Origin of the sequence: Olsenella sp. HMSC062G07, from assembly GCF_001811895.1 — a bacterium.
Taxonomy (GTDB): domain Bacteria; phylum Actinomycetota; class Coriobacteriia; order Coriobacteriales; family Atopobiaceae; genus Olsenella_F; species Olsenella_F massiliensis.
Genome location: NZ_KV806945.1, coordinates 75298 through 96107, shown reverse-complemented (window position 1 = coordinate 96107; position 20810 = coordinate 75298). Strand labels below are relative to the sequence as shown.

Annotated in this window: 12 protein-coding genes; 5 read left to right on the top strand and 7 right to left on the bottom strand. The window is 61.4% G+C overall.

The window, feature by feature from the left end; genetic code table 11:
- Window positions 1-54: 54 nt before the first annotated feature.
- From HMPREF2826_RS02485 to purF, 5 genes are all read right to left on the bottom strand, one after another.
- A complete protein-coding gene (locus HMPREF2826_RS02485) occupies window positions 55-1398 on the bottom strand; it encodes a hemolysin family protein (protein ID WP_070638909.1) in 1344 nt (447 codons plus the stop codon).
- Window positions 1399-1546: 148 nt separating this feature from the next.
- Complete coding sequence (locus HMPREF2826_RS02480; RefSeq protein ID WP_070638907.1) at window positions 1547-3019, bottom strand: lipopolysaccharide biosynthesis protein; 1473 nt, start codon at window positions 3017-3019, stop codon at window positions 1547-1549.
- A 124-nt stretch (window positions 3020-3143) separates the two neighbouring features.
- Window positions 3144-5216 carry an elongation factor G gene (locus HMPREF2826_RS02475; RefSeq protein ID WP_070638906.1) on the bottom strand — a complete coding sequence of 691 codons (2073 nt, stop codon included), beginning with the start codon at window positions 5214-5216 and terminating at the stop codon, window positions 3144-3146.
- A gap of 155 nt (window positions 5217-5371) precedes the next feature.
- On the bottom strand, window positions 5372-6319 hold the full coding sequence (locus HMPREF2826_RS02470) for a lactate/malate family dehydrogenase (protein WP_070638904.1): 948 nt from the start codon (window positions 6317-6319) through the stop codon (window positions 5372-5374).
- A gap of 113 nt (window positions 6320-6432) precedes the next feature.
- Window positions 6433-7953 (bottom strand): amidophosphoribosyltransferase, encoded by a 1521-nt coding sequence (gene purF, locus HMPREF2826_RS02465; protein ID WP_070638902.1) that lies wholly within the window; start codon window positions 7951-7953, stop codon window positions 6433-6435.
- A gap of 95 nt (window positions 7954-8048) precedes the next feature.
- On the opposite strand from purF, the gene rlmD reads away from it, so the two are divergent.
- The 3 genes from rlmD to HMPREF2826_RS09005 all read left to right on the top strand — a co-directional run bounded on the left by rlmD (window position 8049) and on the right by HMPREF2826_RS09005 (window position 11168).
- A complete protein-coding gene (gene rlmD, locus HMPREF2826_RS02460) occupies window positions 8049-9293 on the top strand; it encodes a 23S rRNA (uracil(1939)-C(5))-methyltransferase RlmD (protein WP_070638900.1) in 1245 nt (414 codons plus the stop codon).
- A gap of 350 nt (window positions 9294-9643) precedes the next feature.
- On the top strand, window positions 9644-10168 hold the full coding sequence (locus HMPREF2826_RS09010; protein ID WP_083307197.1) for a methyltransferase family protein: 525 nt from the start codon (window positions 9644-9646) through the stop codon (window positions 10166-10168).
- A 91-nt stretch (window positions 10169-10259) separates the two neighbouring features.
- Window positions 10260-11168 (top strand): alpha/beta hydrolase, encoded by a 909-nt coding sequence (locus tag HMPREF2826_RS09005; protein WP_210388955.1) that lies wholly within the window; start codon window positions 10260-10262, stop codon window positions 11166-11168.
- Window positions 11169-11568: 400 nt separating this feature from the next.
- On the opposite strand, the gene HMPREF2826_RS02455 is transcribed toward HMPREF2826_RS09005, so the two are convergent.
- The gene (locus tag HMPREF2826_RS02455; protein WP_070638898.1) at window positions 11569-13071 is read right to left on the bottom strand and encodes a phytoene desaturase family protein; all 1503 of its coding nucleotides are present in this window, start codon (window positions 13069-13071) and stop codon (window positions 11569-11571) included.
- A 144-nt stretch (window positions 13072-13215) separates the two neighbouring features.
- On the opposite strand from HMPREF2826_RS02455, the gene HMPREF2826_RS02450 reads away from it, so the two are divergent.
- Both HMPREF2826_RS02450 and HMPREF2826_RS02445 read left to right on the top strand, forming a co-directional pair.
- Window positions 13216-13491, top strand: coding sequence for an AbrB/MazE/SpoVT family DNA-binding domain-containing protein (locus HMPREF2826_RS02450; RefSeq protein WP_083307196.1), 276 nt, complete (start codon window positions 13216-13218; stop codon window positions 13489-13491).
- A complete protein-coding gene (locus HMPREF2826_RS02445) occupies window positions 13488-14615 on the top strand; it encodes an alpha/beta fold hydrolase (RefSeq protein ID WP_070638896.1) in 1128 nt (375 codons plus the stop codon). Before HMPREF2826_RS02450 ends, HMPREF2826_RS02445 begins: the two co-directional genes overlap by 4 nt.
- Window positions 14616-14719: 104 nt before the next feature.
- Here the strand turns inward: HMPREF2826_RS02445 and HMPREF2826_RS02440 are convergent, their stop codons facing one another.
- Window positions 14720-20728, bottom strand: a complete 6009-nt coding sequence (locus HMPREF2826_RS02440; protein WP_168163964.1) for a Cna B-type domain-containing protein — start codon at window positions 20726-20728, stop codon at window positions 14720-14722.
- Window positions 20729-20810: the final 82 nt, after the last annotated feature.

Here is a 20810-nt window from a genome sequence, read left to right as displayed (position 1 = left end):
GCAGCCATTGTACCAGTGCCCACGCCACCACGCCCCGTGGGCGCGGTGAGGGGCCTACGAGGCGGCGTCGGCATCCCGTGAGGCGCCAGGCTCCTCAGGGACCTCGTCGTCACGAGGCTCGGGCGCGCTCACGCGCAGCATGGACACGCGCCGGCCGCGCATGGACTGCACGTGAAACGTGTAGCCGTCGATCACAAACTCGTCTCCGGGGCGCGGCAGGCCGTCCGCCACGTCGATGACGAAGCCGGCGATGGTCTCATACTCCTCGGAGTCCTCGATGGGCCAGCCCAGCTCTATGGAGTCGTCAATGGGAAAGCGCCCGTCAACGAGCCACTCCCGGGCCCCCAGCTGGGTAAGGTATTTGTTGTCGGGGTCAAACTCGTCCTCGATCTCGCCGACAATCTCCTCGACGATGTCCTCGACCGTGATGACGCCCGCCGTGCCGCCGTACTCGTCCACGACGATGACCATCTGGTCGTGGGCGCTGCGCATCTCGGAGAGCAGGGGGATGATGTCCTTGGTGTCCGGGACGAAGTCGGGCTTGCGCATGTGGCGGCGGATGCTGTCGGCCTGGGCGTGGTCGTCGAGCACGGGACCGATGAGGTCCTTGATGTGGGCTATGCCCACGATGCGGTCAAGGTCCTCGTGATACACGGGAACGCGCGAGTAGCCCGTCCGGCGCATGACGGCGAGCACGTCGCCCACCGAGCTGTCGTCCTCCATGAACGTGACGTCAACGCGCGGGATCATGACCTCGCGGGCCTTGGCGTCGCCCAGGTCGATGACGTCGTGAATCATGGACTTTTCCTCGTCCGTGAGCTCGTCGGAGCCCCTGACCAGGTAGCGGATTTCGTCCTCAGAGACGTCCTGCCTGTCGTCGGTGCTCTTGATGTGCAGCAGGCGGGCGAGGCCGTTTGCCGTGGAGGCCGTCAGCGCCACGAGGGGGCGCGTGAGCACCGCAAAGCCATTGATTGGGCCGACGACGCGCTTTGCCACGGCCTCGGCGTCCGCCATGGCGATGCGCTTGGGGACGAGCTCTCCCACCACGATGGAGAAGTACGACACCACGAGCGTGATCAGGACCGTCGCCAGGGCCTCGGAGAGGTGGGCCTCCACGCCCCACAGCGCGATCTGGGCGCCCAGGGGACCCGACAGGCTCGTGGCGGCAAAGGCCGAGCTGAAGAAGCCCAGCAGGGTGATGGCAACCTGGATGGCGGCAAGGAAGTGCGCCGGGTCCTCGACGGCCACGGAGGCGATGGCGGCCCGTTGGTCGCCCTCCTCGGCGTCGTGGTCCAGCAGGGCCTTGCGCGCCGTCGAGAGCGCCATCTCTGACATGGAGAAGTACCCGTTGGCGATGGTGAGAAGGACGGTCACCACTATGGAGATTGCGATGTTCATGCGCCTGGGCGCACCTTTCGTAGCGGCGGGGCGGCGGGGCGCAGCGACCGCCCCGGCAGGGAGGCTTCCTCGTCCATGGTAGCAGAACGAGGCGGCGGCGCCGGCACGGGCGGCGGGCGCGGAATCTCGGCGCAGTCGCGCCGGAACGTCAACGGCCGCCTTGGCCCCTCGGGGCGCCAAGCGCCTCGCGCGCCGTGCGCACGAGATACGAGAGCTCCTCCACCCTGAGCGCCGCAGCCAGCAGCAGGTAGGCGGCAGAGAACGTTACGAGCTGCGCCAGGATCGTGACCCAGGGGCCCAGCGCCAGCGCACCCAGCGGCGTCGCGCAGAGCGCCGCTGCGGCCGCCAGGCCAAAGGCCGGAGCGATGTCGCGCAACTGATGAAGATAGGAGTACCCCACGATGCGCTTGTTGGGGAAGGCGTTGATGAAGGTGCAGAAGACGTTGGAGAGGGCCGCCCCCACCACGATGGCGTCGATGCTCCTGAGCCCAAAGGCGGCGACGAGCAGGATGCCGAGGCCCACGACCACCTTGACGACCTCGAGCCTGAGAAACACGTCGCTGCGACCCATGCCGTTGAGCACCTGCAGGTTGGTGGTGTGGATGGGCAGCAGCGCATAGGCGAGGCAGTAGAGCTGAAGGTAGGGCACGGCGGGCCCCCACTGCGCCCCGAGGAGCGCCGGCACCAGCCGAGGGGCCACCAGGGCAAACCCCGTCATGGCCGGCACGACGAAGAAGGTGCTCGTCTTGAGCGCGCGACGCATGAGCCGACGCACCAGGGCCACGTCACCCTGCACGCGCGACACGGCGGAGAGCATCACCGGCTGGATGACACTGTCGAGAAGGGTGCCCAGCTGCTGGGGGTACTTCTTGCCCTGTGACACCAGGCCCAGCTGAGACCCCGTGAACACGCGGCCTATGACGAGGTCCGAGACGCTCTGGTTGGCCTGGTCGAGCAGGCCCGACGCTAGGAGCTTCCAGCCAAAGCCAAAGAGGCGACGGGCCCGGTGGGGCACAAAGACGGCCCGCGGCTTCCAGGGGATCTGGGCGGCGAGCACCGCGCACTTGGTGAGCTGGTAGGACAGCTGCTGCACCACGAGGGCCCAGAGCCCGCCCCCCATGAGGGCGCAGCCTATGCCCAGGACGCCGGAGGTCGCGGCCGCGCTCACCGTGGAGCGAAAGGTCTTGTGAAACTCCAGGTTGCGGGCGACGATGGCCTCCTGGATGGCGTTGAACGCGTTGATGACCAGCACCAGCACCAGCACGCGCAGCGGCCACAGCATGTCGGGCATGCGATAGAACCCCACGACGGCGGGGGCGGCAAAGAAGACGAGCGCGCACAGGGCCGCCGAGACCACGAGGCTCATCCAGAACACGGTGTCGTAGTCGTCCCGCGAGATGTCGGGCGCCTGGATGATGGCCGTGTTGAGCCCCGACTGCACGATGACGTTGCCCACGTTCACAAAGACGAGCATGATCGCCAGGGAGCCAAACTGGGTGGGCGAGAGCAGACGCGCCATGACCACCTGGACCACGATCTGGATGACCGCGGAGCCCCCCTGCTCAAAGAGCTTCCAGAACAGGGACGTGATCGTCCGCGACTTGAGGTCCTTCTGTGCCATGCGGCCCCTTCTCCCAAGATGTCCCGTGGCGCGTGTTCCCTAGATTCTAGGCGAGAAGGGAGGGCGTCCTGGCGCGGCGGCCAGAACGCCCTCCCCCACGCGTCTCACCAAAGCGCGCCTGACGCTACCTGCCTTCCGCGCGACGGCGGGCGTACTCCTGGGCAAGCTCCTCCTGGACGTCGTGGGGCACCTGCTCGTAGCCCGACACCTCCATCTCGAACTCGCCCGTGCCGCGCGAGAGGGAGCGCAGGCGCGTGGCGTAGTCGGTGACCTCGGCATACGGAACCGTTGCCTCGACGGTGGTGTGGCCGGCCTGGGCCCCCTGCCCCGAGGTGGCGCCCATGCCCTCGACGCGACCGCGCGAGGCCGAGATGTCGCCCATCACGGAGCCGGCATAGCTGTCGGGCACGGTGACGGACAGGTGCGCCATGGGCTCAAGCAGCACGGGCTCGGCCTGGGCGACGGCCTTCTGGAAGCCGATGCGCGCCGCCGTCTTGAAGGCCATCTCGTTGGAGTCGACGGGATGATAGGAGCCGTCGTACACGGCGACCTTGACGTCAATCATGGGATAGCCCGCGACGACGCCGTCGGTCATGGTCTCCTGGACGCCCTTGTCGACGGCGGGAATGTAGTTGCGCGGGATGTGGCCGCCCACGACCTCGTCCACGAACTCGTAGCCCGCGCCGGGGTTGGGCTCGACGCGCAGCCAGCAGTCGCCGTACTGGCCGGCGCCGCCCGTCTGCTTCTTGTGGCGTCCCTGGGCGCTGGCGACGCGGCGGATGGTCTCGCGATACGGAATGCGCAGCTTGACGGTGTGAGCCTTGACGCCCGTGCGCTCCTCCAGCCGGTCGAGGAGCACGGAGACCTGCGCCTCGCCGATGGCGGATACCACCGTCTGACCGGTGTCCTCGTCCCTGGTGACGCTCAGCGTCGGGTCCGCGTCGGCGCTCTTCTCGAGGAAGGCGTACAGCTTGCCCTCGCTGCCGCGCTCGTCAGCCTCTATCGCCGCGCGATACAGCGAGTTGGGGAAGCGGAAGGCGGCCGCCTCGACCTTGCCGGTGACCGAGAGCGTGTCGCCGGTGAGGGCGTCGAGCTTGGGCACCACGCAGACGTCGCCGGCGGCGACTTCCTGCAGGTCGCGAGTCTCGCGGCCCATCATCTGATACAGGTGGCTCAGGCGCTCCGACTTGCGCGTGCGGGCGCAGGTGAGCTCGGTGCCCGGCCTCACCGTTCCGGCCAGCACCTTGATGAAGGACAGCTTGCCGTTCTGCTGGTCCTGGAGGCTCTTGAAGACGAAGGCGACGGGCCTGTCGTCGTCCGGCGAGATGTCCAGCTCCTCGCCGTTGACCAAGGGGACGCGGCCGTAGTCGGCCATGGTGGGGAACCACGCCGCGATGCCCTCCATGAGCGCGATGACGCCCTCCTCCTTGACGCAGGAGCCCGCGAACACGGGCACGAAGACGCGGTCGATGATGGCCTTGGCGAGCAGGCCCTCGAGCTCCTCGGTGGTGACGGGCTCGCCCTCGAGGTACTTCATCATGAGCTCGTCGTCGGCCTCCACCACAAGCTCCACGAGCTGGTCGTGGGCATGCCGGGCGGCGTCCAGGTAGTCGGCGGGCACCTCGCCCACCACGGGCTTGCCATCCTCGAGATGGCGCGACGTCAGATGGATCACGTCGATGATGCCCGCGAACGCGTCGCCCGACCCTATGGGCATCGTGACGGCGGCAAGGCGATTGCCGTAGCGCTCCTGGGCGGTCAGAAGGGCGGTGTCCCAATCGGCGTCGGGGCGGTCGAGGCGGTTGATGAAGAGGGCCCGGGCGATGGAGAGGTCCTCCGCCGCATACCAGAGCCTCGTGGTGATCGTGCCGGGGCCGGACGCGGCGTCCACGACGAAGACGGCCGTCTCGGCGGCGGCCAGCGCGCCGTAGGCGTCGCCCACGAAGTCGGGATAGCAGGGGGCGTCAAGGACGTTGATGCGGCAGCCGTCATACTCCACCGGCGCGATGGTGGTCGAAATGGAGAAGCCGCGCGCGCCCTCCTCGGTGTCATAGTCGAGCGTGGGCTTGGTGCCGGCGTGGCCTCCCAGGCGGGTCGTCCTGCCCGTCAGGTGGAGCATGGCCTCGGCCAGCATGGTCTTGCCCACGCCGCCTTGGCCCACGAGAGCGAGGTTCTTTACCTTGGTGCTTGCAGCCATGTTCCCTCCTCAAGCCCGTCTCGCCCCATGCGGGGGCAGGGCATCAGTACGACACGATGCCTTCAACATATCCGTGGCCCCGGACCGCCAACCCCACGTTTCGGGCGACGCGGGCAAGGGCGCCGCAGGCGCGACGTGTGCCCGTCAGATCGCCCCTACCAGCGGCGGACCTTCTCGACGTTCTCGCGGATGTGCGCACAGCTGGCGTGGAACTTCTCCTGCTCGCGCTCGTCCAGGGCCAAAGGAAAGAGGCTCTCGGCGCCGTTCGCGCCGACCACGGCGGGCAGCGAGGTGTATATGCCGCTCTCGCCGTAGACATCGTCCAGAAGGACGCCGCAGGGGGTGATGAGCTTGGAGTCCTGGATGACGGCCTTCACGATCTCCGTGGCGGCGTTGGCCACGGAGTACTCGGTGCAGCCCTTGCCGGCGTAGGTCACGTAGCCGCCCTGGCGGGCGGCGTCCTCGATGGCGTCCTTGTCAAACGTGAAGCGCTCGGGGTCGCTCCTCTCAAGCTCGGCCAGGGGCGTGGCGCCAAAGGACACGTGCGACCAGGCGGCAAACTGCGAGGCGCCGTGCTCGCCGAGCATCCAGCTGGTGATGGAGGTGGGGTTGTAGCCCGTGACGTCGGCAAGGGCGTGGCGCAGGCGGGCCGAGTCGAGCGCGGTGCCCGACCCGATGACGCGGCGCGGGTCAAGCTCCGCCAGCTTCCAGATGAGGGTGGCCACGACGTCGCAGGGGTTGGCGATGGTGACGATGACGCCCTCGTAGCCCTTGAGGCGGGGCGCCCACGACGCCGTCTCGTCCGAGGTGCAGAACAGCTCGCCGTCGCGGTTGCCGGCGGCCTGGGCTATGTGCCCTGCGGCGTTGACCACGACGTCGCAGCATATGAGGTCCTCGTAGCGGTCGTGACAGTTGTACACACGCGCCTGGCGGGGGTAGAAGGGCATGGCGTCCTGCAAGTCGTTGACCTCGCAGGCGACCTTGCTCTCCTTCACGTCAACGCAGTAGAGCTCCGCCGCCAGTCCCTGATAGAGAATCGCGTTTGCCACGTGCGCTCCCACGTGGCCCATGCCGATGATGCCGATCTTCGTTACTGCGCTCATGATTCTCCATTCCTCGTCATGTGAACGTGTTGATGGTCCCCGGTGTGCGGAACTGGCGCGCCGGGCTCCTCTGGCACCGAAACGCCTGGCGTTTCGGCCGGCGCGGGGGGCGCCTATGGCGTCGCTGGGGGCTCCGCGGCAGGCCCGTCCGCTCGCGCCGGGCGGGCCTCGACCACGTTTGGCGTGTATCCCGGCAGGAACTTCTCCTCGTAGAACGACTTGGGGATGCTCACGGGATACCGGCCGTTAAAGCAGGCCGCACAGTAGCCGCGGTCGGGCACGCAGGCCAGGAGCCCCTCGATCGAGAGAAAGGCCAGCGAGTCGGCGCCGATGTAGTCGCGCACCTCCTCGACGGACTTGTTGGCGCTGATGAGCTGGTCCTGCGTGGCCGTGTCGATGCCGTAGAAGCAGGGCCACACGACCTCCGGCGACGCCGAGCGCAAGTGCACCTGGGTGGCGCCCGCCTCGCGTAGCATGCGCACGATCTGCTTGGACGTGGTGCCGCGCACCACCGAGTCGTCCACCATGAGCACGCGCTTACCGGCCACCGCGTCGGCCAGGGCCGTCAGCTTGAGGCGCACGCCCCGCTCGCGCAGCTCCTGGGTGGGGGCAATGAAGGTGCGCGCCACGTAGCGGTTCTTGATGAGCCCCGTGCCAAAGGGCAGGCCCGCCTCGGCGGCAAAGCCCTCGGCCGCCGGCGTGCCGCTGTCGGGAACGCTGATGACCAGGTCGACATCGGCGGGCGCCTCGCGGGCGAGCTGGCGGCCCATCTCGTGGCGAACCTTATAGAAGGACCTGCCGTCCTGCACGGAGTCGGGGCGCGAAAAGTACACGTCCTCAAAGATGCACGTTGCCTCGCCCCGCTGGGCGACGCCCTCCTCGCTGGAGATCCCCTCGTCCGACACGCGCAGCACCTCGCCGGGACGCACCTCGCGCACGAAGCGGGCGCCCACGATGGACAGGGCGCAGGTCTCGCTGGCGACCACCCACTCGCCCTCGCCGAGCCTGCCAAGGACCAGCGGCCTGATGCCCAGGGGGTCCCTAAAGGCGTAGAGCGCGTTCTCGCGCACGAGCACCACGGCGTAGCCGCCGCGCACGAGCTGCATGGTGCGACGGATGCCCTGCCTCAGGTGGCTCGTCCTGCTCGTGAAGTAGCCTATGAGACGGGCCATGACCTCGCTGTCGGTGTCCGAGCGAAACGGGATGCCCGCGTCGATGAGCTTGTGGCGCAGCTCGTCAAAGTTCACGAGGGTGCCGTTGTGGGCCAGGGCGATGACCACGTCACCGATGGTGGAGAGGTGCGGCTGCGACGACTCCCAGCCCTTGGCGCCCGCCGTCCCGTAGCGGCAGTGGCCGATGGCCACCTTGCCCTGCATGGCCTGGAGGTCCTCGTCCTTGAAGACCTCGGTGACAAGCCCCAGGTCCTTGCGGACGAGCACCGTCTTGCCGTTGCCCACCGCGATGCCGGCGGAGTCCTGGCCGCGATGCTGTAGGGCCCTCAGGGCAAAGTAGGTCATGCGCGACACGTCCTGACCGGGGGCCCAGATGCCAAAGACGCCGCACTCCTCGTGCAGGCCGGTCATGCCGGCGTGATGCTCGGCCGCGTCGCAGGCGGTCATGGACGATGCTCTCATCGCGTCCCCTTTGCGCAGGCTAGAATGGTGGATGCAACGCATCTAGTGTACGGCAAGCCCCAGCGCGGGCCGGGCATGCGTCGGAAGGTCGTAACATGGGATATCGCACCTACACCTGCCCCATCGCCCGCCGCTGCGGAGGATGCGAGTGGCTCTCGGTGCCCTATCCCATCCAGCTTCGTCGCAAGCAGAAGTCCTTGGAGAGGCTCTTTGGGGACATCTGCCACGAGGACGGCTGCCAGATATCGCCCGTCCGTGGCATGGAGGACCCCCGCGCCTTCAGGATGAAGGCGGCCGCGCCCTTTGCCCCCGGCCCAAAGGGGCGCATACGCACGGGCTTTTATGAGGGAGGCTCGCATCGCATAGTCTGGTGCGAGCGCTGCCTGGTGGAGGACGAGCGGGCGCGGGCGGTCCTCAACGACGTGGCGCGCGTGGCGGAGCGCCTGGGCATTGCCGCCTACGACGAGGATCGCGGTACCGGCGTGCTCAGGCACGCGGTCCTTCGCTGCGGCCATGCCACGGACGAGACGCTGCTGACCCTGGTAACCAACGGCGAGCGGCTCCCCCGCGCGAGGCGCTTCGTGCGGGAGTTGCTCAAGCGCCACGGCGAGCTCACGAGCATCGTCCAGAACGTCAACACCCGACGCACCAACGCCATCCTGGGCCAGCGCTGCCGGACGCTGTACGGCCCCGGCATCATGCGCGACCGGCTGTTGGGCTGCACGTTTGAGATAGGCCCCACGAGCTTCTACCAGACGAACCCGCGGCAGACGGAGCTGCTGTACTCCCTGGTCGCTGAGGGCGCGCGCCTCTCTGGGGGCGAGAGGGTCCTTGACGCCTACTGCGGCTGCGGCACCATCGGCATCTGCCTGGCCAAGGCCGTGCGGGAGGCAGAGCGCCCCCAGGTGCGCGTGACGGGCGTCGAGCAGGTCTCGGGTGCCGTGGCGAGCGCGCGGCGCAACGCCGCGGCCAACGGGCTGAAGGACTGCTGCACCTTTGTGAACGCCGACGCCACGGAATACCTGCGCCGGGCCGCCGTCGCTGCCGGAGGGGCCACGCCGGACGGGGACGGCAGGTTTGACGTCGTGGTCATGGACCCGCCGCGCGCGGGGTCCACACCCGCCTTCATCGCCAGCGTCGCGGCATGCGCGCCGAGGACGGTCGTGTACGTGAGCTGCAACCCCCAGACGCAAGTTCGCGACCTGGCCGAGCTGCGCCGGCACGGCTACCGCGTGACCGACGTCACGCCAGTGGACATGTTTCCGCACACCAAGCACGTGGAGACGGTCTGCTTATTATCAAAACTTGATGTCAGAGTCTCAGAAAGAAAAGCTGTATAAAAATACTTGAATATCACTATAATTCAGAGCTTAATTATATATTTTATCCTTTAAACCCTGTATATTTATTAAAATCAAAAATCACGATAAATTCAGTGCTAACACGACTTTTAAACAGATTCCGCAAACGCTGTTTTGATATACCAGTAATAGATTTCGCAAGTTTTACGATTTTCCATTGAAAACAAACACAGGCAGAAATATGATGTTAACCTCACCTAACATATGAGAGAGGCCGTGTGGCTGCTTATGTTGAATTAGAAATTCTTATCGCCAACACGATGAGCGAGTCGGATTTTAAAAAGGCGCTTGAAATCTCCCGAAGGCTTTATTAAAAAAGGAAATGGGCCGTGAAAAGAACTGAGCATTTACCAATTTTCGGCATAGGCCCTGTGTGTGTTGCTTCCATTATTTTACCGACACTTGTGGCGGTGCTGTTAAGGAATAATCACATATTTAAGTCAGGAAGACTGACAGCTCTACGAATACCACTAATCATTGTTGGAGTATTTTTTATCATTTTTTCTGCTTATATATGGATACAAGCTGTCATAATATCAAAACTTGATGAAAATATCAAAAAGAACAATTTGATAACATCAGGAATTTATGCCTGGGTCAGGCATCCGGTTTATTCTGCTTTTATGCTTCTATGCACGGGCATTCTTCTTGTTGTTGGCAATGCCTGGTTCTTCATCCTCCCGTTTCTTTACTGGCAGCTCTTGACTGTGTTCATGAAACATACCGAGGAAAAATGGCTGAAAGATTGGTACGGCAAGGCCTATGAAGAGTACTGCAGGCGCGTTAACCGCTGTTGGCCACGGGTGCCGAAAAAATCAGAAAAGAGCTGGCGAAAAGAATCTGAGGGTTCATGAATTTGGACAAGAAGAGATAGGTATGGCTTTCAATTAGATGGTAAATAAAACGGAGGACAAAATGACTTTAACGTATAAGGTAGCAGCAAGCATGGTAAGACTTCTGGGCGTAAAAAACATATTCAAAAAGTCCAAGGAAGATATATTAGAGTTTGCTAAAAAACAAAATGCAAGGTCTACCTTTGATATTGGCAAGGCGCTAAAAAGGGCCCGCAGAAAGAACTATTTTCTCTTCGACAGAAACGTAATGGGGCATAGGATTCTAACTTATCAAAAAAATGAAAATCCAGCAAAAGGAGCGGTACTTTATCTTTTTGGTGGAGGAATGATCACGGGACCTGACAAGTTAGATTTTTCTCTCTCAGAAAGAATAATGGAACAAACGGAAAAAGACGTCTGGTTCTTATTCTACCCCCTTTGCACGGCAGATAAAAATATAAAAGAGACGTATGAAGTTTGCTTTGAAACGTATAAAGTCATGACAAAGACCTATAAGGCAGAAAATATAAGAGTATTGGGCTTCTCATCAGGAGCCTGCTTGGCCATTGGGATCTCTTTACATAACAACTTCCTGGGCAAGCCTTTGCCGATGCCCGGCAAGATTATTGCAGTTTCTCCAGGCGGACTTCCAAATAATAACTGCGCTGAAAGTAACGAGATTTGGGAAAAACTAGAGGCGCTCAGCCCAAAAGATATCATGATCGATCCTGCCTACTTCAACACCGCGAGAGAGATAATGGCAGGGAAGGAAGATGTGCCTGAATATATGCTTGATGGGACAAGCGGAAACTTTTCGGATTTTCCAAAGACCTATTTTTATTACGGTGAAAATGAGTGCCTGTATGCCTACGCGGAATATTTTGAAAAAGCAATGAAAAAATATGATGCCCTGCCTGAGGTTGTTGTAGGGGAGGGGATGTGCCACTGCTACCCCTTGCTAAGATTTTTTAGAGAAGGCCGAGAGGCGCAGGATAAAATCATTGAATTATTAAAGTCTTAATATAAGTACGAAAGTGGAGACGTAAAGATATGAGAAGCCAGGACCATTATCTATGCGAGGGTAGCTCAAGGTAACGCATGAAATGTACGGAAAGAAAGGGTTGGAAAACCCATGCTTCTAATTGAAGCCGCCATTTTATGTTCTTCATTTTTTTGTCATGTTTTTTAGGTACTGGCACAGACGAGAAAAATTTAAGGAATTACCTGTCCTATCCTGATGAAGTTCAAAAGCGAATCAAAGGGATCGAAGAATATCGAGGAAAATATAAGGAAACGGACAGATTCACCACCTAGTTTATACATTTTCTACTATTTGCTGTTTTATTTTTAATTTTTGGAATAGCAATACGTCAAACGAACGTTGTGCATAACTTCATAGTTGATAACGGTGTAGATGCCCGTCACCGATGACGTCCGGAGGCCGTTGGTGGCGGGCAGCGCTTCATCAGCTCCTGCACCGCAAACTTTCCGCTCGCGGCGGCGAGGGGCAGCCCGCCGCCGGTCTGAACCCATTGGCTGGCAAGAAACAGGTTCCTCAGGCCTGGTACGGTACTCTTGACGTACAGCGGCTTGTATCCTTTGAGAGCGTTGAAGCTCATGTAGGCTCCCTGATACGCACGGCACCATCGGGCAAAGGTTAACGGGCTGTAGGTGTTCAGCAGGACAAGCCTTCCCCTTACTGCGGGAAAGCGACTTTCGATGCGCTGTCTGAGGGTCTCAGCCAAGGCACGTTTTTCTTCCTCATAGGTTGTCTTTGACAGGGAGCTCCAGTAGGCAAACGAGCTGTTGTTCAATAGCACGTTGCACTGAATCACCCGCTTGTCGGCAGGAAACAGCGTCTTGTCGTAATCGTACAGCCGTATGCCGCACAGGTCTTTGCTTTCTCCGGCCACCGTGTAGGGCTCGCAGGAAAACACCACCGACCCCTTGGGAAGATGCAGGTCATCCTCTCCCAGGACGCCAAAGGCTGCCTGGTAGCCGGTGTTGGCCACATATCCTTCGGGGTGTTCGTACATGGTTCTTAGGTTCCTGTCCAGATATGTTTCGGACAGAATCTTATAGAACAGCTGGTACGGATCGGCGGCCCATACAAAGGCCTCGCCGGTGATCGTCCGGGCGTCTTTCAGCTGCACGCCGCATAGACGCCGCGCGTCAACCTTGGCGGCGGTCACGTCGGCGTTGCACTCAACTGAGCCGCCCAGGCTTTGATAGCGTTCCAGCATTCTCCTTACCATTCCGACAGAACCGCCCTGCGGTATGCCGGCGCTGCCGCTTGAATAAAAGGCGTAGGAGGTAAGCAAGGTGATCGCGAGGAAGTCCTTGGGGAAAAAGGCGCCCATCATGCGCCTGATCAAGGGATTGTTGAACCTTTCTACCAACTCGGCAATCGTCAGGCTCCCATAGGTCTGATAGGCCCTTGAGCCCCCCCTCATGCCCATGGCCATTTTTAGAAACTGGAACACGTTCATATGGGCCACAGACGTCTCGCAAGGTGGCTGTATGCACTCAAGCTGTCGCACCGAATCAAAGAAGGCATTAATCTCCCGTGCGTCTTCTGGCGCGACGGAAAGAAGCTCCGCCCTACTTTTTTCAAGGTCCCTGGCAAACGTCAGGGTTCTGCCTTCGGCTTGCAAGGTATAGAAGGCTGGTTCGTAGTAAAGGTCAACATCGGCAGTCAGCACGCCCAGCTCGCTCCAGAGCTGATGCAGAGGGTTTTCCTTGTTGCATCCAACAAGCCAATGTATACAGTTGTCGATATGATAGCCCTGGCGATTCCAGCCTGTGCACTCACCGCCGACCATCTGGTTCTTTTCGAGGATTAGCGTCTTATAACCTTGTTCTTGAGCTAGGATTCCGGCGCTTAAGCCAGAGATTCCTCCGCCTACAATCACAAGATTATTCATATCTCCGCACCTCTCTACGTATTGCGTCAATTATACGCCGCGCGCCAGGTACGAGAGCGCGACCCTGCGGCACCTTGCGTATACTTTGTATGAAAGGTAGGTTTTTTCATACAAAGGAACCCTACTGCATGAGGGAGGACGCCCATGAAAGCACAAGTCTCAGCGTCAACGCATGACCAGCCCTCACCTGACGAGGGCGGCGGGCACCGGGGTCTGTACGTGTGGACAGCAAAGGTGGGCACCAAGGGGCAGATCGTTCTTCCCAAGGAGTCCCGTGACGTGTTCAACATCGCCAGCGGAGACACGGTGCTGCTGCTAGGTGACGTCAGGCGAGGCATCGCGCTCCTGAGCGGCGCGCAGATGGAAGAGGCGCTCCTGCGGGTTCACGGCGCCATGGAAGAGGGGTCCGATCTCCCATGAGGGCCCTCAGGGTCATCCTGGCGGTTGGCGCCATGCTCTGCCTCGCGGCAGCTGGCCTGGCCTGGCACACGCTCACCTATGACTACGGCAACGACCGGTTCATGGCGTCACGTGGCGCCCAGCTTGGCTTTGCCGAGAAGACCTACCAGACCCCCGACGGGCGCACGATCGCCTATCTGGAGGGTCCGGACGCTGGCGAGCCGCTGCTTCTGATCCATGGGCAGATGGTCTCCAAGGAGGACTACGCCAAGGTCCTGCCCGAGCTGTCGCGCCGCTACCACGTCTTTGCCGTGGACTGCTACGGCCACGGCGGATCGTCCAAGGACCCCAGCGCCTACAACATCACCACCATCCGCGACGGCCTCGTTGACTTCATGGATGACGTCATTCGGGCAAGGACGCTCGTCGCGGGCCACTCCTCCGGCGCCCTCATTGCCGCCGCCGTTGCGGCCGCCGCCCCAGGCCAGGTGAGCGGCCTTTTGCTTGAGGACGGCCCCTTCTTTTCGACGGAGCCGGGCCGGGCGCAGAACACGCTCTCGTACAAGGAGTTCCGGACGATACACGACTTTCTCGCCCAGGACGAAGAGACCAACTACACTCGCTACTACCTCTCGCACAGCTACATGAGCACGCTCTTTGACAGCGGGGACGGCAATACCTGGGAGCCGTTGGTCAAGCGGCCGTTTTCCGAGCGCATAGACGAGGGCGGCGGCGGCATGCCCATCGTGTGGTACTACCCTCCCGAAGTCGGCCTCAATAGCCTGGTCTTTCTGACGCGCAATCTCCAGGATGGCACGGGTGCCTATGACCTACGTTTTGGGGACGCCTTTTATGACTTCTCCTGGTTTGTTGGATTTGATCAGGAGCAGACCCTGCGGCAGATATCCTGCCCCACGCTCATCCTCCACGTTGCCCCGTCAAGCGCGACCGCCCCGAGCTATTACGACCGGCGGGGGGTCCTCATCTCGGCGATGGACGAAGATGACGCGCGGCGCGTTCACGCGCTCATAGCGAGAAGCGAGCTTGTTGAGGGATACGCCTCGCGTCATGACATTCACGACGAGCTTCCCCAGGAGTACGTCGATGCCGTCAATCGGCTGGCGAACACGGCCGGCGGCCGGTAGCGCCGTATGGCGCGCGGCGGCCGGTTACCCGACCGCCGCGTCTTGCTCACGTCTTTGCGGGCCCCGGTCCCACGTTGACCGGACCCTGACTTGTGCCGCCCGGCCTACGCGCGCTTCTTGTGCCGGCGCCCCCTACGGGCAAGAAGGGTCCCACCACCGATGAGGCCCAGCGCGCAGGCGGCAAGATAGCCTGCGGCGGGGCTGGTATCGTCATCGGTCCTGGGAAGCGCGACCTGGGCGGGCTTTGGCTCGGGATAGACGTTGGTAAAGACGGCGCCGGCACCACCCTGCGCCGAACCCAGGTCAACGTCCCGCACCGCGCCGTCGCGCGTGACCGTCATCGTGCTCTTGGTCACCTTGAGGACGCCCGCACCAATGTCCTCGACCGTCACCGTGAGCGTGTACGTCGCGTCGTCGTAGGCACAGCTGGCATCACCCTTGGTCTCGGTGAGCGTATAGGTGTAGGTGCCGGGCATGGTGAAGGTGATCTGGCCAAACGTCGTGGAGCCCTCGCCCGTCACGTGCACGACCTTGCTGCCGTCCGTGGCGTCCGCGGGCATCGGGAAGGCCGGATCCGTGGGCCTCAGGACAAACTCAAAATTGTCGGGCGTCACGGGAGCCGGGCCCTCGATGCGCTTCCGCGCGAGGGGCTCATAGCTCGTGGGCGTGGGGGCATAGGTGTTGGTGACGGTGAAGCCCTCCTGGATGCTGCCCTCGATGCCGTCCGTCAGATAGCCGGCGATGGGATCCTCGGTCACGGCGTAGTCGATGGGCACGCCGTTGACGTACTCGGGAAGGTCCGCAAACTCGTGGCGCCAGCCGGAGGCCTCGTCCATCGTGACCGCGTCAACCTCCTCGCCGTCGGCAAGCAGGTGAATCGTGACGCTCTTGGCGGCCGGGCCCACCCACTTCTTCTGGACGGGAATGGTAACGGTGCCGGTAAGAGTGTTGGTGATCGAGGCGGTGTCCTTCTCGACAGTCGCCGGCTGCGTGGCCTCGTAGTGCTCCACCGCGTCCTCGGTGACGGTGTAGGTGATGGCCTTGCCGCCGGCATTTACGCGCACGGAGCCAAAGCTGCCCTTCCAGCTGCCGTCCGGGCCGGCGACGAGCGCCAGTGACTTGACCTTGGTGCCGTCGGCCAGCAGGTTCAGGGTGATGGACGAGGGACGCAGGCTCCGTCCGTCGTTGTCATCGACCCAAGTCTTGGTGACGTTGATGATGCGCTCGGCCGGCTTGTGGGTGTTGGTGATGGTAAAGCCCTTGGACTGCGAACCCGTGACGGAGCAGCTATAGCCCTTAGGCACCGCGGTCTCCGCGACGCTGTAGGAGATGGCCTTGCCGTCGCCGTCATAGGTGTCAAGGCCCTCAAACGAGAAGGCCCAGGAGTCCGTCGCCGTGAGCGTGGCGGTCTTGCCCGTGTCTTTGCCGTTGGCGCGCAGGCTCACAGTCACGCTCTCGGGCCTGATGCCGTCCTGGTCGTTGGCGTCATCCCAGACCTTGGAGCCCTTGATCTGAATCTTGGGGTTGACGAGCTTGTTGGTGACGGAGCGGCCGTCCGCCCCGTAGGTCACGGCAAAGTCCTTGGACGCCAGCGTCAGCGTGCCGTCCTTCTCGCCCTGCTCGCGCACGGTGTAGACGTAGGCCTTGCCGGCGCCGTCGTACAGCACCAGCCCCTCAAACGTGGCCTGCCAGTTTCCGGCGGCGTTAAGGGTCCGGGTTGTGCCGGTGGCGACGCCATCGCGCAGGAGCTCGAGCGTTACGAAGAGGTTGGCCGTGCCCTGGGGCGAGATGCCCGCCCAGGTCTTAGTGACGGTCAGGTCCTTGGTGGGAACGAAGACCCAGCGCCCGTAGACGGTCTCGTCCTTGCGGATGTTGAGCGTGGTGATGATGTCGGTGCCGTCCTGCTCGTGCGTCCAGCCCGCAAACGTCCAGTAGCCCTGGACCTCCTGGCCGTCCTTGGTGGCTCCCGACTGGGTGGTCGTGAGCGCCGTTGCCAGCGTCTGGGTGGCGTCATATTCGATGTCACTGACACTTGCAGGTGTGGTGCTATCCCCTGGCGTGCCGTAGACGGGGTCGGGCGAGACCACGTAGTTTAGGGTGTAGGTCTTAGTTGCCTTGTGATAGGTGGTCTCCGAGGGGATGTCCTTGTCGTGGCCCTCGACGGAGGTGATGCGCGCCGTGTTGACGAAAGTCGTTGACCGCACGAGATCGTCCGTGAGGGCCGTGGGGATGCTGAGCGTCATCGTGGCGCCCGCCGGCAGAGAGCCAATGCCCAAGCTGAGCGTACCGTCTTTTTCTGAGGCGGACACCGAGGTCGCCGTGGTCAGGGTGGCGTTGTTAAGCTTGAGCTCGGGGCAGGTCACCTTGATCTGGTCGCGCAGCACCGAAAGGCCCTCTGGGATGGGGTCTTCTATCACGATGTCCCTGAGCGCCAGCTCTGTACCCTTGTTGGTAACTGTGAGCGTATAGGTCACGGGCGTGCCCTTGATGTTGTCAATCTGGGTGGGCGCGTCCTTGGTGCCCGTAGCGGGCTCGGAGGCCTTGTGAAGCTCAAGGTCATAGCCCAAAAGCTTGATCTTTGCAGAGGCCTCATAGGGCTCGACCTTGTCGCTTGCAGAGGCAGCCTCACCTACAAAGGTGCGAGCCATCGCATACACGGGATTGACTGCCTGCTTGCCTACAAGTGTCTCGTCTGTAGGTGCCACCATATGCACATATGCGCTGGCACCAGTGCCGTAGTTCAGCGAGAAGTCGTTGCCCTTGTTCGTCTTTGTGCAGTCTATAGCAATGGCCTTGATGCTGGCCTTGTTGGCGGGCTCGGTGGTGCTCCACATGCTCGTGTTGGAGATGTCCATCTGAGCTGCTGTAGGCACCTTGGTGGCATAGTACACCACAGGAGCACAGGTCTCGCCGGGGTGGTTCCACGACTCTTTTGCCTTGATGGAGCTCAGGTCAACCCAGTCGAACGTGCCCCTCCAGGCGCTGGCCTCGGTTGCAGTGCCGTTATCGAGGATGTCATAGAACACAAGGTCATCGGTGCGGGTACTGTTAGATGCGCCAAAGAAGAGCTGATAGGAGTACTTGTTGCCTAGATACTCACTTGTCTGGTTGCCGTAGAGCTTGTCATGGTCATTGGCAACCTTCTTGGAGACGCCCGACTGCTTAACCGTGACGGGGTTATAGTCAATGTAGGACTGTGTGAGAGCCCATTCTGTGGGGTCATCCTTGATGAGGTCTTGGTAGTACTGCCGATTAAGATAACTGGGATTGGTAAATGCCCCCGACAGGTCTTTTTTGGTAGCACCTGACGTATCGTGGAAGGCAACAGTGTTGAGTACCTTGTTGCCGCGGTCAGCCACGTTGTGGTAGGAGTTTGCAAGCGGGTAGCGAAGACGCAGTCCAGACCCATGATTGCCCAGCCTGGCGGTATCCGTCATCTCGTCGGGTATCGTGACCTCAACAATCATCATCGTAAGGCCCGAGCCCTCCCAGTTTTCCTGAAAACGCACGGAATAGCTGTCCTTGGGGAGCCTACCGTAGCCCCAAGGGCCGATGAACATCTGTACCTGCGAGGCGTCCACCGAGGTTCCAGCGGGAAGCAGGTCATAAAATACGCCCGACGTGGGAATGTAGGGCTTAAGATAGCTTTTGTCCTTATAGCCCGTGTCCCACAACGAAGAGTAGGTTCTAAACCAGACATCATTCCAGCGCGTCTGAACGCCCGTGGCGGCATCGTCTATAAAGTATGTGCCGTCAAGCTGCGATTTTTCAAGGTACGTAGTAAAGGTGAGACCTCTGAGCTGTGCGGCTGCGACGCGCGCATCCTGATAGAGCGTGTTAACGCTACTCTTCTGCTGTCCGCCCTCAGACAGGCGCAGCGAGGCGCTCGTGGCGAGGGACGTGGACTGCTCTGCCTGCATGTCTGCAGCAATGAGACCCTTGAGGTGTGCGGTGGGGTGAAGGACCAACGTGGTGGCTGCCGTGAGGGAGGTGCGGAAGTACTGGCTGTGCACGCGATACTTGAGTCCCACAACCGAGTCGGGAAGTGTCAGCTTTGCGCCCTTGGTGGGCTCGCTGCCGTCGGCGGGCGTGAAGGTATAAGTGGGCGTTGTGCCCGTATAGTTTACGCTGAGAGTACCGAAAAGCTCAAAGTTGGTGGATCCGGCCTTGCGAATGAGAATATCGGTGGCACCGAGCTTTTCGCCGTCGGTTCCTTGTCCCGAGACAAGCTGCCATGTTCCTTGGGTCCCAGGCGTAGCATCTTGACCAGAGAGTCCAAAGGACACCGACGAGTAGCTATAGTCTGCATCTTCAAGCTCGCTCATCGTAGGCAGCACTTCGCTGGCAGGACGGCGCTCTCGGAACTTGTTTGTGGTCACGACGCGAGGGGTTTCCTCCTCCACCTCGGCCACGTAGGGCGTAACGCTGTACGTCTCGGTTGCCGCGTCCCAGGTGGGCGTGGTCGGGGGTTGAAACGCTGCCCGCGTGGTGAACGTCGGCCGCGACTGAACCGTGAGGGCGGCGTCACGTCCCTGCGCGATGAACGTCTGGGCAAACTGGTACCAGTCATACTCGCTCGACATGCGAGAGTTCTTGGTAATGCCCAGCTCTCCGCCATAGGGCCTTACGTACACGGTAGCGTCTGCCTCAGCATACTTTTTCTCGCGGGTGATACCGTTGGACTGCGTCTCTTGGACGGAGACCTTGTTGTGCACCGGAAGGCCGTCGTGCTGAAGGTCCACACCGCGTGCTTTGGCCTCCTCAAGCAGTGAGATGGGATAGCGCTCAAGCAAAGCAAAACGGGTAATATTGTTCGAGGATTCGAAACCATTGTTCCAAAGCCAACTCTCAGACCACGGGTTGTTCTTTCTGAATTCAGGGTCAAGCTGCTTGAGCATGCCCACGTTGGGCTCATCTGTGTAGCTGCGCCAGCCCTCCTTGGTAATGTCTGTGTAGGAGCTATCAGTTTTGCTGTCGAGATAGGCAGGCTGCTCAAAACCATACTTTTGCCACCCGTAGCGCTGGATACCGATGAGCTCGCCGTCCTGCTGCTCCTGTCTGAACATATAGGTGTAAGGAATAGTGTTTTCCCAGGGACGTGTGACATCGGCGTGCCAGATCACATAGAAGTACTGGTCTGCGTCAGCGGGCTTGGCTCCCCAGGTGTTTTGCCAAGCAAGGTAGACCCCGTCGTCCGGGGTGAGGTCGGCGTGCTTGAGCGCTACGCTCATATCCTTGTTCTTGTTGCGCAACTCTGTCGTGAGAGTCTTGGTCTCGCTGACCTCGTTGGTGCCGTCAGCATCCTTATCAACGGAAAGGGTCGCGTTGTAGGATTCGTGGCAGATGCCTGCCCCGTCTACCCTCACGTGGCTTGCCGTGAACGAGAACGCCTGCTCAAAGTAAAACTGGGCGCCTCCCGCAAGGGTGTTGTAGTTGGTAACCGTAAAGGTGCCGTCGCCGTTGTCCACGTAGTTAAAGTCGGCGCTCGTGGAGGTCTGAGGTGCCTCAACGAGCTGCCATTTAAGCGTGGGGAAATAGGTTCCGCTGTGAATGATGCTGTAGTTCACGTTGCTCGTGCCGTCCCAGCCCTTATAGAGGGCTGCGGGCACGGTGATCTTGATGCTGCCGGGAGGGAAGGTCTCACTTGCAGGGGCATTGATCTTGAGCGACACGGACGCTGCTGCCGTGAGCGAGCCACGGTTGTTTACGGGATGAAAGATGAGGTTGGTGTGGTTGGGGTCGGTCGCATCGTCGTAGCTGTAGGCTGTGACGCCCGAGCTTACGGCGTTGGTCCAGTTGATGTTGAAGTCAAAAGACGACGCCGGGGCGGGCGCTCGCAGAGCAGGAGCACTTACCACCTGGCCCTGCTCGAGTGCGTCCTCGTGTGGCGCGGCGGGCGCGTCTGACGGCGCTGGATCGCCGTCCGTGATGCCGGCATCATCGGCGGCGGGCTCGTCTCCCGCCGACGGAGCGGAGAGCTGCTCCTGGGCGGCGGGATCGGAGGCGCCTAGCACCTCGGCGAGGGCCGGCGCGACCAGCAAGGACAGCACGGCAACGGGAACCAGAACCATAAGTAGCAGATGAATCAGACGGCGGGCTGAAGAGCGTCTCATGTTTAAACCCCAGTTTTCTGACAATACGCCAAATTGCATTATGGCACATGCCAGGAAGCGGGACCTGCCCGATGGCCCATGT

Bases quoted from the DNA above. Each gene is read 5' to 3' on its own strand.
- HMPREF2826_RS02485 (WP_070638909.1), bottom strand. From the start codon at position 1,398: ATGAACATCGCAATCTCCATAGTGGTGACCGTCCTTCTCACCATCGCC.
- HMPREF2826_RS02480 (WP_070638907.1), bottom strand. From the start codon at position 3,019: ATGGCACAGAAGGACCTCAAGTCGCGGACGATCACGTCCCTGTTCTGG.
- HMPREF2826_RS02475 (WP_070638906.1), bottom strand. From the start codon at position 5,216: ATGGCTGCAAGCACCAAGGTAAAGAACCTCGCTCTCGTGGGCCAAGGC.
- HMPREF2826_RS02470 (WP_070638904.1), bottom strand. From the start codon at position 6,319: ATGAGCGCAGTAACGAAGATCGGCATCATCGGCATGGGCCACGTGGGA.
- purF (WP_070638902.1), bottom strand. From the start codon at position 7,953: ATGAGAGCATCGTCCATGACCGCCTGCGACGCGGCCGAGCATCACGCC.
- rlmD (WP_070638900.1), top strand. From the start codon at position 8,049: ATGGGATATCGCACCTACACCTGCCCCATCGCCCGCCGCTGCGGAGGA.
- HMPREF2826_RS09005 (WP_210388955.1), top strand. From the start codon at position 10,260: ATGGTAAGACTTCTGGGCGTAAAAAACATATTCAAAAAGTCCAAGGAA.
- HMPREF2826_RS02455 (WP_070638898.1), bottom strand. From the start codon at position 13,071: ATGAATAATCTTGTGATTGTAGGCGGAGGAATCTCTGGCTTAAGCGCC.
- HMPREF2826_RS02450 (WP_083307196.1), top strand. From the start codon at position 13,216: ATGAAAGCACAAGTCTCAGCGTCAACGCATGACCAGCCCTCACCTGAC.
- HMPREF2826_RS02445 (WP_070638896.1), top strand. From the start codon at position 13,488: ATGAGGGCCCTCAGGGTCATCCTGGCGGTTGGCGCCATGCTCTGCCTC.
- HMPREF2826_RS02440 (WP_168163964.1), bottom strand. From the start codon at position 20,728: ATGAGACGCTCTTCAGCCCGCCGTCTGATTCATCTGCTACTTATGGTT.